This is a genomic window from Streptomyces taklimakanensis, assembly GCF_009709575.1.
Lineage (GTDB): Bacteria > Actinomycetota > Actinomycetes > Streptomycetales > Streptomycetaceae > Streptomyces > Streptomyces taklimakanensis.
Genome location: NZ_WIXO01000001.1, coordinates 162,300 through 178,394 on the forward strand (window position 1 = coordinate 162,300; position 16,095 = coordinate 178,394).

Sequence of the window (16,095 nt, forward strand, 5' to 3'; positions counted from 1 at the left end):
CCCGCAACCCCTGGGCCGCAGATGCCCGCCTTCGCCGTTGGTCCGAGGTCGAAGGCCGGATCACCCCTGACCGGGCGTCCGCAGTCCGTGCCCCGAGCGCCAGGAGGAAGAGTGAGTCAACAGCCGCACCGTCGGTTTCGCAGACATGCTGCGGGGCTGGCACTCGCCGCAGTCGTCGTCGGAAGCTGGACCCCCGCCGCCGCCCAGTCGGCCGCCCGGAGCGCCGCGGACATCCCGCCGCAGGAACCCGGAGTGACGCTGCGCGTCTTCGATGTGCAAGCGCCCTTGAGGGAAATCTGCGAGCTGAAGGGGGGTCAGACGCCCAACGTCGACAAGCTGATGCCCACTGTCGACTGGACGACGGACGCGGACTTCGGCATGGCCGACAACTTCGTCTCCCACGTCATCGGAAACCTCCGGATCCCCCAGGACGGTACGTATGCCTTCCGTCTGATCAGCGACGACGGCTCACGCCTGCACATCGGTGACCGGAGGGTCATCGACCACGACGGCCTGCACGGCGCCGAACCCAAGGACGGCAGCGTCCATCTGACCTCCGGCCCGCACCCGCTGCGCATCGAGCACTTCGAGGCGGGCGGCGGCCAGCAGCTCACCCTCCAGTGGAAGCCGCCCGGCGCCACGGACTTCACCCTCGTGCCCAACTCGGCGCTCAGCACCGACGCCGGAGTCGTACGCGTCACCGCGCCCGGCCGCAAGGAGTGCGTCGGCGGTCAGGACGGTCCGGGCGACGGCCTGCCGCTGTCCGGCGTCCACCCGAACTACACCCTCACCGACCTGCGTCCCGCCGGCTTCGAACCCAAGGTCTCCGCCATGGACTGGCTGCCGGACGGCAGACTGGCCGTGTCCACCTGGGGAGAGAGCGAGACCACCGACGGAGAGGTCCACCTCCTGGACAACGTCACCGGGGACACCGGCCCGGAGAAGGTCACGGTCAAGAAGATCGCCTCGGGGCTCAGGGAGCCCATGGGCATCAAGTACGTCGACGGCAAGCTGTACGTCTCGGAGAAGCACCAGCTGACCGAGTTGAACGACCACGACGGCGACGACGTCGTCGACGAGAAGAGGAAGATCGCCTCCTGGCCCTACGGCGGCAACTTCCACGAGTTCGCCTTCGGCCTGCTCTACGACAAGGGCAGCTTCTACCTGAACCTGTCGGTCTCCATCGACTACGGCGGCGCCACGACCGACCCGCAACCGGCCGAGGGCGGCCGCGGCACGACCATCAAGGTCGACAGGGCGACCGGCGAGGTCTCCTACCTCGCCGGAGGTCTGCGCACCCCCAACGGCATCGGCTGGGGCCCGGACAAGGGCATCTTCGTCACCGACAACCAGGGCGGCTGGCTGCCCTCCTCGAAGCTGGTGCACATCAAGCAGGACCGCTTCTTCAACCACTACACGCGGTACCGGGACGGCACGGGCGAGGACGCCTCCTTCCGGCCCGGCCCCTTCGACGACCGCCCGGTGACCAAGCCGGTCCTGTGGCTGCCGCAGAACGAGATCGCCAACTCGCCCAGCACACCGCTCATGTTGACGAAGGGGCCCTTCGCCGGGCAGATGATCTTCGGCGACGTCACCTACGGCGGACTGCAGCGCGCGAGCCTGGAGAAGGTCGACGGCGAGTACCAGGGCGCCGTCTTCCGCCACACCCAGGGCCTGGAGGCGGGCGTCAACCGCGTCAGCATCGGTCCCGACGGCGCGATCTACGCCGGCGGCCTCGGCGCCGACGGCAACTGGGGCCAGGAGGGCAAACTCCGCTTCGGCCTCCAGAAGCTGACCCCGAACGGCACCAACGCCTTCGACATCCACTCGATGCGCGCCACGCGCAACGGCTTCGTCCTCCGGTACACCCAGCCCCTCTCCCAGGAGACCGTCGACAAGCTCGCCCAGAGCTACCGGGTCCGCCAGTGGCGCTACTCGCCCACGCCCGAGTACGGCGGCCCGAAGATCGACGAGGAGCCGCTGACCGTGTCCCGCGCCGTCGTCTCGGACGACCGCAAGCAGGTCCGGTTGGAGATCCCCGGGCTCAGGACCGACCGCGTGGTGCACATCCGCTCCCCGCGTCCCTTCACCGCGGACAACGGCGAGTCCCTGTGGAGCACCGAGGCCTGGTACACCCTCAACGCGATCCCCGGCAAGGAGGCGCCCGTCACCGCCTACGAGGCGGAGGAGGCCAAGCTCGGCGGCGGCGCCGGCATCAACAAGGACCACCAGGGCTACTCCGGCGGCGGCTTCGTCGACCGCTACGGCACTCCCGGAGCCACCACCACCTTCCGCGTCGACATCGCCAAGAAGGGCACGTACGACGTGGGGCTGCGCTACGCCAACGGCCCGCACCCCTTCCACGGCGACAAGAGGATCAGCCTCTACGTCAACGGGGACAAGGTCCGCCGGACGGTGCTGCCGCCGACCGCCGGCTGGGACACCTGGGCGACGCGGAGCGAGAGGCTGACGTTGCGCAAGGGCGTCAACACCATCGCCTACCGGTACGACGACGGCGACGACGGCCATGTCAACCTCGACATGATCCACATCAACCGTCCCGGTGAACGCATCGACCTGTTCGACGGCGGCAGTCTGTCGCAGTGGCAGCACACCGACGGCCGCGCGGTCGAATGGCCCCGGACCGAAGGGGGCTCCATCGAGGTGTGCTGCGGGGACATCCGCACCAAGCGGAACTTCGGCGACCACAGACTGCACGTCGAGTTCCAAGTCCCCGAGCTCCCCGACGACGTCACCGGGCAGGACCGCGGCAACAGCGGTGTCTACCTCCAGAACCGCTACGAGATCCAGATCCTCGACTCCTACGGGGTGCCCACCCTCGCCGACAACGAGGCCGGCGCCATCTACCGCCAGAAGGCGGCCGACACCAACGCGTCGTCACCACCCGGGACCTGGCAGTCCTACGACATCGTCTTCCGGGCCGCGCGCTACGACAGCGCCGGAGGGATGACCGAGAAGGCTCGGATCACGGTGGTGTGGAACGGCAGGACGGTCCACGACGACGTGGCCGTCGACGGGCCGACCGGCGGTGGCATCGCCGAAGGCCCGGCCACCGGACCGATCAGGCTCCAGGACCACGGCAACGAGGTCCGCTACCGCAACGTGTGGGTCGAACCACTGAGCTGATCGACCACACGCCACGGCCCGATCGCGCACGGGACGGTCGCCCCGTCGGGCCGTCCCGTGCGCGGAGCGTGTCCGGTGCTTCCCCCGCTCCGGTGGGGTCCACCCGCTCCTCCCCCGACTCCCCGCCCGGTCGCCGACCTCGCCCGAGGTGCCGGCACTCGCCTTCTCCACCGGGTCGACCGGCAACGGTTGCGCTCCACCGGGTCGGTGCCCGGTCCGCGGGTCCGGCTCAACGAGCCGGTGCGGATCCCGACGTCGGATCACCGGCCCGGTGGCCCCGGGGAACCGCAGACCGCCTGGACCGTCGATGCCGGCTTCCGGCAGGTCGATGAGCCGGCCCCGGACATCGCCGGGCACCGGGTCGGGATGCCCGCCCTACCGCCGCGAGCCCCTACGCGCGCTCAGGCTTGCGTGCCTCGACGAGGGTCCTGGAGGAGTGGGCGACGAAGGGGCCCTCGGCCTCGATCTTCCCGTGCAGCTCGCGCAGGCGGCTGCGGTACCGCTCGACGGTGAAGCCGGGCACCGCCCAGATCACCTTGCGGAGGAAGTAGATCACGGCGCCGACGTCGAAGAACTCCATCCTCAGCCGTTCCGCGCGCACGTCGACGATCTCCAGGCCGGCGGCCTTCGCCGCCGCGGTCTCGTCGTCAGGGTGGCGCTTCCGGCGCGCCTCGGGCTGCGGCCCCAGGAAGTGCTCCACCAGCTCCCACCCGCTGGCGGGCCCGACGTGCTGGGCGAAGTACGTCCCGCCCGGTCGCAGCACTCGCGCGATCTCGGACCACCACACCGTCACGGGGTGCCGGCTGGTCACCAGGTCGAATGCCTCGTCGGCGAACGGCAGGGGCGGCTCGTCCGGGGCGGCGACGACCACCGCCCCGCGCGGGTGCAGCAGCCTGGTCGCCTTGGCTGCGTTCGGCGGCCAGGACTCCGTCGCGGCCATCGCCGGCGGCAGCTTCTCCGCCCCGGCCAGGACCTCACCGCCACCGGTCTGGATGTCGAGCGCCGCCGACACCACCGCCGGCCGCCGACTCATCGCCCGCTGATAGCCCCACGACGGGCGTTCCTCGGTCGCCCGGCCGTCCAGCCAGGAGAAGTCCCAGCCTGCCACGGAAGCCGACTCGGCTTCGGCGACAAGCTCATCGAAAGTGCGTGGCATGGCCACATCATTACGCCCGGCCCGCCCGAACGCACACGGTATTGCGCCGTGGGCCCGCGCACGACGAGGGCCGGGGACTCCTCCCCGGCCCTCGCCCCGCCCTTCGATGTTCACCGGCGCGTCGCCACGCGCCGCGTCACGGCAGGGTCCATGTCTGGTTGGGGCCGGTGTGGCAGGTCCACAGGTGGACGGGGGTGCCGTCGTTCCAGGTGGAGCCGGACGCGTCGAGGCACTTGCCGGACTGGGGGTTGCGGACGGTGCCGTCGGGCTGGGGCGCCCAACGCTGGGCCCCGGTACCGTTGCAGCTCCACAACTGGACCCGGGTGCCGTCGGCGGTACCGCCACCGGAGACGTCCAGACACTTGCCCAGGGCCCTGAGGGTGCCGTCGCCGGGAAGGGTCCACTGCTGGGCCCCGGTACCGTTGCAGCTCCAGATCTGGACCCGGGTGCCGTCGGCGGTGCCACCACCGTCGACGTCCAGACACTTGCCGTTCACCCCCCGCACCTCACCCGAACGCGGTCCGGGAGCGGATTCGGAGTCCTTGACGCGGATGTTGCGGAAGGACACCGTGTCACCGTCGCCGTGGTTCTGGAGGCCGATGTGGCCCTGCGCGAGACTGCGCGCCGGGTCGGTGTTGGTGAAGTCGTTGATCCGGCGACCGTTGAGGAACACCTCCAGGCGCTCGCCGGTGACGCGGATCTCGTAGGTGTTCCACTCGCCGGGCGGGTTGAGCGCGGCGTCGCGCGCGGCGATGTCCGCGGACTGGAACCCGTAGACGGCGCCCGTGGTGCGGTCGGGCGTGTCGGTGGCGTCGATCTGGATCTCGTAGCCGTTGTTCACCGCCGACCACGGGTCGTCGGAGGCCGGGAAGCCCACGAAGACGCCGGAGTTGTCGTCACCGTCCGCCCTCCAGTCGAGTTTGAGCGAGTAGTCGCCCGTGAACTCCTCGGCCGAGTACCACAGCATGCCGAGTCCTCCGTGGGACGTGAGCGTGCCGTCGGCGAGGGTGAACCCGCCGGGGCCGGCCTGCTCCCACCCCGCCGTGTCCGAGCCGTCGAACAGGGGCTCGTAGCCGGTCTCCGGGCGGCAGTCGGCCTCCGTCGTCCCGGCCGCCCAGCGGATGCCGCCGAGGAGGTGTCGGCGGAAGGCCTGCTCACCGTAGGACTCGTCGGTGTGACCACCGCCGGTGTAGAAGGCCCGGCCGCCCCGGTAGTCCTTGCACCAGGCGATCGGGTGGTCGCCGGCCATGGAGCCGCCGGAGTAGCTGGACTCGTCGAGGGAGGCCAGGACGTGCGCGTCGACGCGGGGGTTCGTGCGGTAGTTGTACCACTCGTCGGTCCGCTGCCAGGTGTCGCCCAGATGGGCGGTGGCGTCGTGCGCGCGGTCCTCGACCCTGACGGTGGCGGACTGGACGGCCGGGTGGGAGTGGAACAGGGCCCCGGCCAGTCCCTCGTAGAAGGGCCAGTCGTACTCCGTGTCGGCCGCCGCGTGGATGCCCACGTAGCCCCCGCCGTCTCCGATGTACTGCTCGAAGGCCGTCTGCTGGGCACCGTTCAGCACGTCTCCCGTGGTCGACAGGAAGACGACCGCCTCGTACCGGGCGAGGTTGTCGGTGGTGAAGGCCTGCGCGTCCTCGGTCGCGTCCACGGTGAAGCCGTGGGTCGCGCCGAGGTCGCGCAGTGCCGCGACGCCGTCGTCGATGGACGAGTGGCGGTAGCCCGCCGTCTTGGAGAAGACGAGGATCTCGTACGCGGGGTCGGCCGCCACCTGGGTGCGCGCGGTCGTGGGGCGCGTCGTGGAGGAGCGGTCCGCGGGCTCCGCCAGTGCCGTCGCCTGCGGCGCCGTGAGCAGCAGGACTCCGGTGAGCAGGGCCAGTGCGGTTCTCGGTCGGTTGCGCATGTGCGTCGTCCTCTCCTCCTGCTACGGCAGGGTCCATGTCTGGTTGGGGCCGGTGTGACAGGTCCACAGGTGGACGGGGGTGCCGTCGTTCCAGGTGGAGCCGGACGCGTCGAGGCACTTGCCGGACTGGGGGTTGCGGACGGTGCCGTCGGGCTGGGGCGCCCAACGCTGGGCCCCGGTACCGTTGCAGCTCCACAACTGGACCCGGGTGCCGTCGGCGGTACCGCCACCGGAGACGTCCAGACACTTGCCCAGGGCCCTGAGGGTGCCGTCGCCGGGAAGGGTCCACTGCTGGGCCCCGGTACCGTTGCAGCTCCACAACTGGACCCGGGTGCCGTCGGCGGTGCCACCACCGTCGACGTCCAGGCACTTGCCGTTCACCCCCCGCACCTCACCCGAACGGGCGGAGGTGGTGAAGGCGAACTCGTCGACGTCGAACAGGGAGCCACTGCCGCCCTTGAAGACGAGGTGGAGGCTGGTGGAACCACTCGGTCCGCCGTCGAGCGGAGCGGTGACGTCCTGGAAGACCTCCCAGCCGCCGGTCACCGGCACGGTCGCCGTGCCGAGCAGCGTGCCGCTCGGGGATCCGGCGCGCACCTCGATCGTACCGCCGGTCCCGGCCGAGGAGACACGGGCGGTGAACGCGGTCACGTTGCCGAGCGCGTACGGCCGGAACGCGATCCAGTCGCCGTTGTCGATGTGGCCGACCGTCCTGCCGCCGTGTGCGGGGGCGTGGTCGACCACCTGAACCCCGGACGCGTCCCCGTAGTGCTCGGCCTGCCGGTGGGACGGCTGGGTGATGTGCTGGTCGTGCGTGGTGAGCGCCGGTTGGCCGCCTCCGCCCTCGTCGGTGTACTCGGCGTCGATCACTCCGAAGATGTTGGCGTTCGGGTCGTGCTCGCCGTCCGCCAGCGTCTGCAGCGTGCCGGAGCAGCCGGTCGTCGAGGTCTGCGGGTGTCCGTGGTTGTCGTGTCCCACGATGAAGCTGACCTTGACCCTGGAGCAGTCGATCGTGCCGTCCTCGGGATCGTCGACCGTCACCTTGAACGGGATCGCCGCGCCGAAGTCGTGGATGCTGCCGTCCACCGGCAGGTCCAGCGTCACGGTGGGCGCGGTGTTGCCGACGGTGATCGGCACCGACGCCGTCCCGGACCTGCCGGTCGAGTCGGTCACCGTCAGCGTCGCCGTGTACCGGCCGTTGGCGTGGTAGGTGTGGGAGGGGTCGGCCGCCGTCGAGGTGCCGCCGTCACCGAACGTCCAGGAGTAGTCGAGGGCGTCGCCGTCCGCGTCGGAGCTGCCCGCGGAGGAGAACGACACGGTCAGCGGTGCCTGGCCGGAGGTCACGTCCGCCCTCGCCTGCGCCACGGGCGCCCGGCCCCCGGTGACGTGTTCGATCCGGTACAGCGCGGAGTTCTCGTCGCCGTTGAAGTACCCGGTGCCGTAGTCGAGCACGTAGAGGGCGCCGTCCGGGCCGAACGCCATGTCCATCACCTGGGTTCCGCTCCAGGGGAAGGGGTTGATGCCCTGTACGGTGCCGTCGCTTCCGCTCTCGATGCGCTTGATCCAGCGCCGTCCGAACTCGCCGGCGAAGAAGTCGCCGTCGTACTCCGGGGGGAAGGCGACCTCGGAGGCGGACGAGGCGTCGTACCGGTAGACGGGGCCGCCCATGGGGGACTCCGAGCCGTTGCCGAACTCCGGTACCGAGCCGCCGTCGTAGGGGATCCAGGCGGGCTGGGCGGGCGGCAGGTCGGTCAGGCCGGTGTTGTTCGGCGAGGTGTTCCTCGGCGCCGAGCAGTCGAACGCGGAGCCCGAGGCGCCGGTGGCGAAGTCGTGGTCCACGTACGCGTCGTTGTCGCCGGTGCAGTACGGCCAGCCGAAGTTGCCCGCCCGGGTGATCCGGTTGAACTCGACCTGTCCCGCGGGCCCCCGGGCGGCGCTGTCGGTGCCGGCGTCGGGGCCGTAGTCGCCCAGGTAGACGATGCCCGTGGCCCGGTCGACGCTCATCCGGAAGGGGTTGCGGAACCCCATGGCGTAGATCTCCGGCCGGGTCCTGGCGGTGCCCGGTGGGAAGAGGTTGCCCTCGGGGATCGAGTACGAGCCGTCGTCCGCGACCTTGATGCGCAGCACCTTGCCGCGCAGGTCGTCGGTGTTGCCGGAGGTCCGCTGGGCGTCGTAGGCGGGGTTGCGGTTCGCCCGCTCGTCGATGGGGGTGTAGCCGTCGGAGGCGAAGGGGTTGGTGTCGTCGCCGGTGGACAGGTACAGGTTGCCCTCGGCGTCGAAGTCGATGTCGCCGCCGACGTGGCAGCAGGTGCCGCGGGACGCGGGGACGTCGAGGATCTCCTTCTCGCTGCCGAGGTCGAGCGTGCCGTCGTTCCTCAACACGAATCGGGAGAGGCGGTTGACCCCGTCGAAGGGGGCGAAGTCCGCCGCCGAACCGTTCGAGGGGGCGTCACCGTCGGGGGTGTCGAGCCGGGGCGCGTAGTAGAGGTAGACGTGGCGGTTGGAGGAGAAGTCGGGGTCCACGGCGACGCCTTGTAGTCCCTCTTCGTCGTGGTGGTAGACCTCGAGCCTGCCGGCCACCCTGGTGGTGCCGGCCGCGTCGGTCAGGCGGAGGGTGCCGTCGCGCGAGGTGTGCAGTACCGAGCGGTCGGGCAGCACCGCCAACGTCATCGGTTCGCCCGTTTCGGCCACGCCCTTGGCGAGCGTGACCTGTTGGAACACCGGGGCCGCGGCCCTGCCGGGGCCGCCGCCCGGTTCCGCGGGGGCGGCCGTCGTCGGTGAGCCGGGCAGGAGGACGCCGACGGCGCATGCCACCGTCGGCACCAACCATCGGAGGAGTCCGCGTCTGAAGGGTCCTGTGGGCACAGATGTCTCCCGGGGTGGGGGTGAGGGCGGACCGCGGACGGTCCACCGGGGAGGGGAGCACGGGCGCGCGCCGTCGAGCCGAGTCACCGGCCACTCAGACATGACCGGTTCATTTCAAGAAAGTTAGCGGCCCTGTTCCGGGTCCGTAACCCCTTTTACTCAAGATCTCGTTACTTTTTCCTCGACATGGACAAAGCTGGGGAGGCTTGCCTGGCAGACGGGGCTCACCGGTCGACCGCCGTGGATCCGCGACATCGAAGCCACGGGACACGAGGGGGCGGGGCACGAGGGGCGGGGCGCCTCCCGCCCCCGGACGGCCTCGCCGCAGCGGAGTGGGTCGGGCTCCACGCGCCGTCCTGGCCAGGCTCGGCGCTCATGGTGGGCCGAACCGGTCGCAGCGCGTTGGACGACGGCGACGCCCGCGCGGACCACGGTGCGCGGCCGGGGAGCCGGTCGCCCCATGACCGGGCCGGTGAAGAAGCTCGTACCGGCTACCGCCTCGGCCCCGCGAAGGCGTAGGCCGCGGTGCCGGCGACCGCGAGGACCAGGGCCGTCCAGGTGCCCGCCGCCGTTCCGGGCGGCAGCAGCATCCAGGTCGCCACCCGCATCGGCGCACTCGTCGGGGGCGGGGCCAGGAACGAGAACGACAGCCAGGCGAACGGCAGCGTCCATGCGTACCGGCCGTCCGAGAGCGCCGCGCCCAGGGCGGCCAGTCCCATCAGGCCCGCGCTGTCCCGGACGACGAACGCGGTGGCGGCCAGGTCCCCGCCCACCGTCCGCACCGCCGGCAGCACCGCGCCGACGATCGCGCCGGCGAGCAGCACGTGCGCCGCCCTGCGGGGCCTCCAGCGGATCGCGGCCGCCCGGTCCAGCGCGAGGTCCTGCCCGCTGAGCCCGATCGAGGCCGCCATCACTCCCGCGGTGAGAACGAGCACGGGCAGCCGCGGATCACCGGGGCCCCCGCCCCCGTTCCGGGCGAGCATCCACCCCGCCACCGCGCTGATCACCACCGCGGCGAGTGACGCGGGCACCCGCCGCGAGCGCGCGTACAGCATCGCCCATCTCACCGGGACGCACCGCCGGTCAGCGCGTCGAGCACGTCTCCCTCACAGGAGAGCGCGGCGGCGCGCATCGCGTTGATCCGCGAGAGCTGCTCGGCCCGCGGCAGCGCCCTGAGGTCCTTCCAGACCTTGCGGGCCTCGGTGTCGATCTCCCGGCGCAGGTCGGCCGGTCCGGTGCCGGGCAGCGGCTTGAGGTCCCCCAGGACCCAACCCGCCGCGACGCTCCGCGCGACGTCCTCTCCCCCGAAGCTGCTCCAGCCGACGGGTGTGCAGCCCGGCACCATGCCGCGGGCGATCAGGGCCCAGGTCAGCTCCTCGCCCTTGGCCGCGCCGACGAGGTCGTCGTCGAAGTCGACGAGCACGGTCGTGTGGGACCACTGCGGCATGGCGCCGTCCGGCAGTACGGCGGTGCTCTCCCGGACCGAGACCGGAGCCCGGCCGCCCAGGGCCCCGTGCAGCAGACGCAGCGCCTCTCTCGCGGGATCCGCGAGGTCGGCGAGTCGTGGCTCGTGCACTTTGGTCACGCACACCGGGCCGTCGCACACCGGCTCCGCGGCGGCCTCGTCGACGACGTACATCCGGCGCGGGTCGGAGGGGAGGACGAGCAGGGCTACCGCGGCGCCCGCCAGAGCGGGCGTCAGGGCCGACAGCCGGGCGCGCGCGGTCGCGGCGGTCAGCAGCGCGAAGCCGGTCGCGGCCAGGCCCAGCAGCCAGATCGTCTGCCCGACGTGCACGGAGGTGGAGAGCGTGACGAGCACGTGGCGCACCTCCTGCACCGCCGGGGACAGCAGGGAGAGGCGGTTCGGCTCCGTGCTCGGGTACCCCTCCCGCGTGACCGTCTCCGTCCGGCCCGGCGACATGTGCAGGAGCGCCGTGAACACGAAGGCGCCCATGGCCAGCGCGGGCGGGGTGAGCACGGACGGCAGGGCCCGCCCGGCCCCCATGCCCAACACGGCGCCCGCGACGAGGGAGAGGGCCCCCACCAGCGAGATCGGCAGCCACCCGAGGTGTGTGTACTCGGTGTTGGCGAGCACCTGGACCGCGCCCACGAGGACGAGGAGCGCAAAGGCCGAGGTCAGTGTGATCGCCGTCGTGCCCGCCGGCGCGGCCGCGCGGTGCCACGCGGGCCTCGGTGTGCTCCTCAGCAGCTCGGACATCTTCGAGCGGTGGTCGCGCAGGCCCTGCAGCGCACCGAGCCCCACGGCGAGCGGCCACAGGTAGGACAGCAGACCGCGGGTCCACAGGGCCATGGACGTCCACTGGGCCGTCCACGCCGTGGTCCCCCTCCACCACGCGGCGTCCACCAGGTACAGGAACCCCAGCGCCGTCGTCAGGACCACGGCACCGGCCCACGGGGCGACGGAGCGCCTCGACTCGATGCGCAGGACGCGGACGCTCACCAGGTGTCCCTTCCCCGGTCGCGCCCCTGCAGCAGCGCCGAGTAGCCGCGCTCCAGCGGGTTGTCGCCCACGTGCTCGGGACCACCCGCCGCGGCCAGCTCGTCCGGGGTGCCCTGGAAGACCAGCCGGCCCTCGACGAAGAGCACCACGTCGGTGCAGGCGGCGCCCACGTCCTCCACCAGATGGGTCGAGACGACCACGCACGTGTCCGTACCCAGCTCCTGCAGCAGCTCGCGAAAGCGCAGCCGCTGCGCCGGGTCCAGACCGACCGTCGGCTCGTCCAACAGCAGGATCGACGGGTCGTTGACGATGGCCTGGGCGATGCCGACCCTGCGCACCATGCCGCCCGACAGGGTCTTCAGCCGCTCGTCGGCGCGGTCCGCCAGGCCCACGCGCTCCACGGCACGCTGCACCGCCGCGGGGATCTCCGCCTTCGGCACCTCCTTCAGCCACGCCATGTACTCGACGAACTCACGCACCGTGAAGCGCTTGTAGTAGCCGAACTCCTGCGGCAGGTAGCCGATCCGACGGCGCAGCGCGCGGTGCTCGCCCATGCCGCCCACGGGCTCGCCGAGCAGCTCCAGGGTGCCCTCGGTGGGGCGCAGGACGGTGGCCAGCGTCCGGATGAGGGTGGTCTTGCCCGCCCCGTTGGGGCCGAGGAGTCCGTGCACGCCGGTGCCCAGTGACAGGTCGAGGCCGTCCACGGCCATCCGTTTCCTGCCGACCCTGACCTTCAGTCCGGTGGCCCGGATCTCCCAGGCGTAGGTCGTCGGCGCGATGTCGGACGCGTTCACCGCGGATGTCACGCGGTGCTCCCTTCCCGTGGTCATCGATGGGCCACCAGCACGGAGTAGGCGCCCCTGCGGGCGGTCACGACACCGATGGCGAGGGTGAGGACCAGCCCCCACACGGGCAGAGCGTCCGTCTGCAGGGCGAAGACCGTACGGCTGGTGGCCAGGGTCGGCGCCACGACCGCGGCGGCCCACACGGCGGTCAGCACGACAGCGGCGCGGGTCACACCGACGGCACCGCCGAGCGCCAGCGTCGCCGCGGTGAGGGCCAGACAGGGCAGCAGCCACTGCGCCACCATCACCCCCGTCACCCATCCGCCCACCAGCAGTGCGGGCACGACCACGCCGAGCACGGACGCGGTGCGCCGCAACACCAGGTGGAGCCCGGCCCTGGGCACCGAGGCCGTCAGTTCGTAGGCCGGGTCCAGACCGCGCGACCAGCACGCCGCGACGCCGAGCACCGGCAGGACCGGCGCGAACAGCAGCACCAGCGACACCTCGCCGGATCCGGTGCCGGCCAGGTCGAGCAGCAGGGCCAGCAGTACCACGCCCACGACCATGGCCGACCAGGGCACCATCGTGGGCGTCAGCCACCGCGACAGCCGCGCCGACCGGTGTCGTCCGCGCGGCATCGTGGCGGTGACCGCCAGCCGGGGCTCAAGGCCGGACCACACGGTGTCGACCAGCGCCGCCACGGCGGGCACCCCGGCACCGACAGCGGCCGACAGTCGGTCACGGCACACCCGGCACACCTCCAGATGGGCCTCCACGGCCCACACCTCGTCGGCGACGAGGTCCGTGCCGCCGCGCGCGTAACTCTCGATGGTCCGCGTCGACGCATGCTCTCCGGTCATGTCAGCGCCCTCCGCATCGCGATCCGGGCCCGGCGGGCACGGGTCTTGACCGTGCCCTCGGGCAGTCCGAGCAGGACCGCGGTCTCCCGGACCGACAGCCCGTCGAGCACCATGGCCTGCAGTACCTGTCTCAACTCCGGTGCGAGGCGCCGCAGCGCGTCCCCGATGTCACCGCCGACGCTCGCCGCGAGCGCCTCCTCCTCGGCGGCGGGCGCCACGTCGGGCACGGCGGCGGCCGGCGGCGGCTCCGCGTGGTGGGCCCTGCGCCGGAACGCGTCGACGAGGCGGCGCGCAGCGATCGTCCACAGCCAACCGACGGCCGTTCCTCCGGCCGCGGTGCCGGCGAACGCGCCCGCCGCGCGCCACACCGCCAAGTAGGTCTCCTGCATGACCTCCGCCACGATCTGTTCGTCCGCACAGCGGCGACGCAGCCGTACCGCCATCCACGGCGACGTACGCCGGTACAGCTCCTCGAACGCGGCACGGTCGCCCTTGGCCACCAGCCGGACGAGACGCTCCTCGTCCGGCTCGTCCGGCTCGTCCGGTGCCTTCCTCACTGCTCCCACGCCTGCTAGACGTCGGACACGGGCGGCGGGTTTTCCCTCGGCTGTGACACTCGCCACACAGGGGAGCGGCTCGGGTGTCGGATGCGTGGGGTGTCGGTCCCGGCCCGGCCGGGACCGCGGAAGAAGCTCCCGCCCCCGACCCACCGGTCCGGCCCCTTTTCACGTTTTCAAGCCGGTGATCGACGAGATCCTGCGGGCCGGCCGGTCGAGGAGCGTGGCGCGGAGGTCTCCCACGGGGAGGGTCCGTTACCGCGTTGCCGGCCGGAGGCCCGAGTTTCTGGTCGAGTCGGCGGGTGCTTGAACGGTATCGGCGATCTCGGACCCGCCGAAGGGCCCTCGCCGGCGGTCGGCGAGGGCCCTTCGCGGGACGCGTCTTGGTGATCAGCAGTTCTCGATCTTCCAGACCGGGTCCCAGTTGAACCAGGACGGGGCGACGCTGTACGCGGTGGAGGAGTGGTAGACGCCACCGGTCGAGTTGTAGAACTTGGCTACGGTGCCGGTGGTCTGGTTGTTGTAGAAGCCGCCGCTGGAGCCCCAGTAGGACAGGGAATAGGTGTTGCAGTAGTACAGGTCGAACACCTTGTACTTACCGCGGGTCGGGTCCCACACGCGAGCGCACAGGGTTCCGTAGGGGCAGCTGTAGGATCCGTTGGTGACGTAGCGGACCCTCTTGGCGGCGGGGCTGATCGACGGTGATGTGGCCGTCGCCCCGAGCTTGTGTTCTGCGCCTGCCGCAGACGTGCGGACGGCCTGCGTGGTGGTGCTCACTGCCCGGTCGTCGGACGGGGCAGCATGGGCCGGTGTGGTGGCCAGGAGGCCGCCGACGACCAGGCTCACCCCCGCGATGAGTCCTGCTACTTTGCGATGTAAGGCCATGCTTGATCCTCCGTGGTGATCGTGGTCGGTCTGCGATCATCGGACCGGCGGGGTGGGAGGCCTTTCGGCTCAGACCGAAGCCTTGGGCAAGGCGGGTGCCGGAAATGGCCGTACGGAACCCACCGTCCGCCTGTCACACAAGCCCGGGGGCGTCGCGGGTAAACATGCGAACCACTCCCGGGTCCGCTCACAAGGCAGAACACCTCATGGGAGGCGATTCAACGCCTCTGCTTTGATCCCCCCTTTTTCGCCCTGTCCCGGAGCAGAGACGAGCCCGATTCTGCGATGGCCGACTCGGCCGGCCGGTGCTTTTAGAGATTCGCACGGCGGGACGGCCGGTGTCATGCGGTGATCGATGAGAACTGCGGCGTGTTCGATAAACTGCTCCCCATGGTTGCAGGTGAGGCGACAGAAAAGCCCGTCGGTACGTGCGTGACGTCATCGACGGAACCCAGCATTCACCAGTTGCGATTGTTCCTGGCATTGAGTGAGGAGTTGCATTTCGGCCATGCCGCGGCACGGTTGTTCATTACGCAATCGGCCCTCAGCCAGCAGATCCGTAATCTCGAGAAGCGTCTTGGAGTGGCGCTTTTCGAGCGCTCCAGCCGGACGGTCGCCCTCACCGCGGCCGGCCGGGCGCTACTGCCCGAGGTCCGGGCGGCCGTCGAGGCGATGGTGCGGCTGCGGCGGGCCGCGACCGCGCAGCGGCGTCACCTCTCCGGCCGGCTACGGGTGGGCACCATCGGCGCGGAGGCGGCCATGCCGCACGCCCGCGCCGTACTCCGGGCGCTGCACCGCCGGCACCCCCACCTGGAGGTGGAGGTCCTCGGCCTGAACTTCGTCGACCAACTGGATGCCCTGTACCGGCGGGAGGCCGACGTGGCCTTCCTGCGGCCGCCGGTTCCCGATGGCATCGAGGTGCACCACCTGGCGACCGAACCCCGAGTGGCCTGCCTGCCCAGTGGTGACCCGCTGACGGCCCGGCCCCGGATCACCCTCGACCAACTCGCCGGATACCCGGTCGTCGACGTCCCCCCTCGGGTGCCGCGGGTGTGGTGGGACTTCTGGGCGGTGGACCCGCGCCCCGACGGCACCCCGGTGCGGTACGGGCCCGTCGCCGCGGACCTGGAAGCCCTGCTGCACACCGTGGCACAGGGCGAGGCCATGGCCTTCCTGCCGGCCGCCGCCCGCGACCTCTTCCGCCGCCCCGGCGTCGACTACGTCGACGTCGACGGCCTGCCGCCGTGCACCTCGGCCCTGGCCTGGGTGGCCGAACACCGCGACAACCCCGCCGTCACCGCCGTACGACAAGCCGCACAGTCGACTCCGCACAACGGCGCCCACCCGTAACCGCCCGCCCCGCCCGGCACAGCCGCGATACCGCCCACGGCAGTCGGCCACAGCCGTCGAACTCGCCGCTACGAACGGTGTGGCGAGGCCCTCCAGCGCCGTCTGCTCGGCGGTGTCGACGGTGGCCTC

11 protein-coding genes are annotated in these 16,095 nt (G+C 71.5%); 2 read left to right on the top strand and 9 right to left on the bottom strand.

Annotated features, from left to right (window positions below; translation table 11 throughout):
* Positions 1 to 111: 111 nt before the first annotated feature.
* Positions 112 to 3,147 carry a 3-keto-alpha-glucoside-1,2-lyase-like domain-containing protein gene (locus tag F0L17_RS00755; protein WP_162465623.1) on the top strand — a complete coding sequence of 1,012 codons (3,036 nt, stop codon included), beginning with the start codon at positions 112 to 114 and terminating at the stop codon, positions 3,145 to 3,147.
* A 391-nt stretch (positions 3,148 to 3,538) separates the two neighbouring features.
* On the opposite strand, the gene F0L17_RS00760 is transcribed toward F0L17_RS00755, so the two are convergent.
* From F0L17_RS00760 to F0L17_RS00800, 9 genes are all read right to left on the bottom strand, one after another.
* Positions 3,539 to 4,303: a class I SAM-dependent methyltransferase gene (locus F0L17_RS00760; RefSeq protein ID WP_155069285.1), complete on the bottom strand. Its 765-nt coding sequence runs from the start codon at positions 4,301 to 4,303 to the stop codon at positions 3,539 to 3,541.
* Positions 4,304 to 4,439: 136 nt separating this feature from the next.
* Positions 4,440 to 6,203 (bottom strand): lectin, encoded by a 1,764-nt coding sequence (locus F0L17_RS00765; protein ID WP_155069286.1) that lies wholly within the window; start codon positions 6,201 to 6,203, stop codon positions 4,440 to 4,442.
* Positions 6,204 to 6,224: 21 nt separating this feature from the next.
* Positions 6,225 to 9,026 carry a lectin gene (locus F0L17_RS00770; protein WP_420802363.1) on the bottom strand — a complete coding sequence of 934 codons (2,802 nt, stop codon included), beginning with the start codon at positions 9,024 to 9,026 and terminating at the stop codon, positions 6,225 to 6,227.
* A gap of 533 nt (positions 9,027 to 9,559) precedes the next feature.
* The gene (locus F0L17_RS00775) at positions 9,560 to 10,135 is read right to left on the bottom strand and encodes a hypothetical protein (protein ID WP_162465625.1); all 576 of its coding nucleotides are present in this window, start codon (positions 10,133 to 10,135) and stop codon (positions 9,560 to 9,562) included.
* A complete protein-coding gene (locus F0L17_RS00780; RefSeq protein ID WP_162465626.1) occupies positions 10,132 to 11,529 on the bottom strand; it encodes a hypothetical protein in 1,398 nt (465 codons plus the stop codon). The genes F0L17_RS00775 and F0L17_RS00780 overlap by 4 nt, the downstream gene beginning before the upstream one ends.
* The gene (locus tag F0L17_RS00785) at positions 11,526 to 12,359 is read right to left on the bottom strand and encodes an ABC transporter ATP-binding protein (RefSeq protein ID WP_155069289.1); all 834 of its coding nucleotides are present in this window, start codon (positions 12,357 to 12,359) and stop codon (positions 11,526 to 11,528) included. The genes F0L17_RS00780 and F0L17_RS00785 overlap by 4 nt, the downstream gene beginning before the upstream one ends.
* Complete coding sequence (locus F0L17_RS00790) at positions 12,356 to 13,174, bottom strand: zf-HC2 domain-containing protein (protein ID WP_155069290.1); 819 nt, start codon at positions 13,172 to 13,174, stop codon at positions 12,356 to 12,358. Before F0L17_RS00790 ends, F0L17_RS00785 begins: the two co-directional genes overlap by 4 nt.
* Positions 13,171 to 13,731 carry an RNA polymerase sigma factor gene (locus tag F0L17_RS00795; protein WP_162465627.1) on the bottom strand — a complete coding sequence of 187 codons (561 nt, stop codon included), beginning with the start codon at positions 13,729 to 13,731 and terminating at the stop codon, positions 13,171 to 13,173. Before F0L17_RS00795 ends, F0L17_RS00790 begins: the two co-directional genes overlap by 4 nt.
* Positions 13,732 to 14,121: 390 nt before the next feature.
* Complete coding sequence (locus F0L17_RS00800) at positions 14,122 to 14,616, bottom strand: hypothetical protein (RefSeq protein ID WP_155069291.1); 495 nt, start codon at positions 14,614 to 14,616, stop codon at positions 14,122 to 14,124.
* Positions 14,617 to 15,006: 390 nt separating this feature from the next.
* Between F0L17_RS00800 and F0L17_RS00805 the strand changes: the two genes are divergently transcribed.
* The gene (locus tag F0L17_RS00805; protein ID WP_155069292.1) at positions 15,007 to 15,966 is read left to right on the top strand and encodes a LysR family transcriptional regulator; all 960 of its coding nucleotides are present in this window, start codon (positions 15,007 to 15,009) and stop codon (positions 15,964 to 15,966) included.
* The last annotated feature ends 129 nt before the right edge of the window (positions 15,967 to 16,095 follow it).

Excerpts from the sequence above, each read along its gene's own strand:
- F0L17_RS00760 (WP_155069285.1), bottom strand. The coding sequence starts at position 4,303 with ATGCCACGCACTTTCGATGAGCTTGTCGCCGAAGCCGAGTCGGCTTCC.
- F0L17_RS00765 (WP_155069286.1), bottom strand. The coding sequence starts at position 6,203 with ATGCGCAACCGACCGAGAACCGCACTGGCCCTGCTCACCGGAGTCCTG.
- F0L17_RS00785 (WP_155069289.1), bottom strand. The coding sequence starts at position 12,359 with ATGACCACGGGAAGGGAGCACCGCGTGACATCCGCGGTGAACGCGTCC.
- F0L17_RS00790 (WP_155069290.1), bottom strand. The coding sequence starts at position 13,174 with ATGACCGGAGAGCATGCGTCGACGCGGACCATCGAGAGTTACGCGCGC.
- F0L17_RS00800 (WP_155069291.1), bottom strand. The coding sequence starts at position 14,616 with ATGGCCTTACATCGCAAAGTAGCAGGACTCATCGCGGGGGTGAGCCTG.
- F0L17_RS00805 (WP_155069292.1), top strand. The coding sequence starts at position 15,007 with ATGGTTGCAGGTGAGGCGACAGAAAAGCCCGTCGGTACGTGCGTGACG.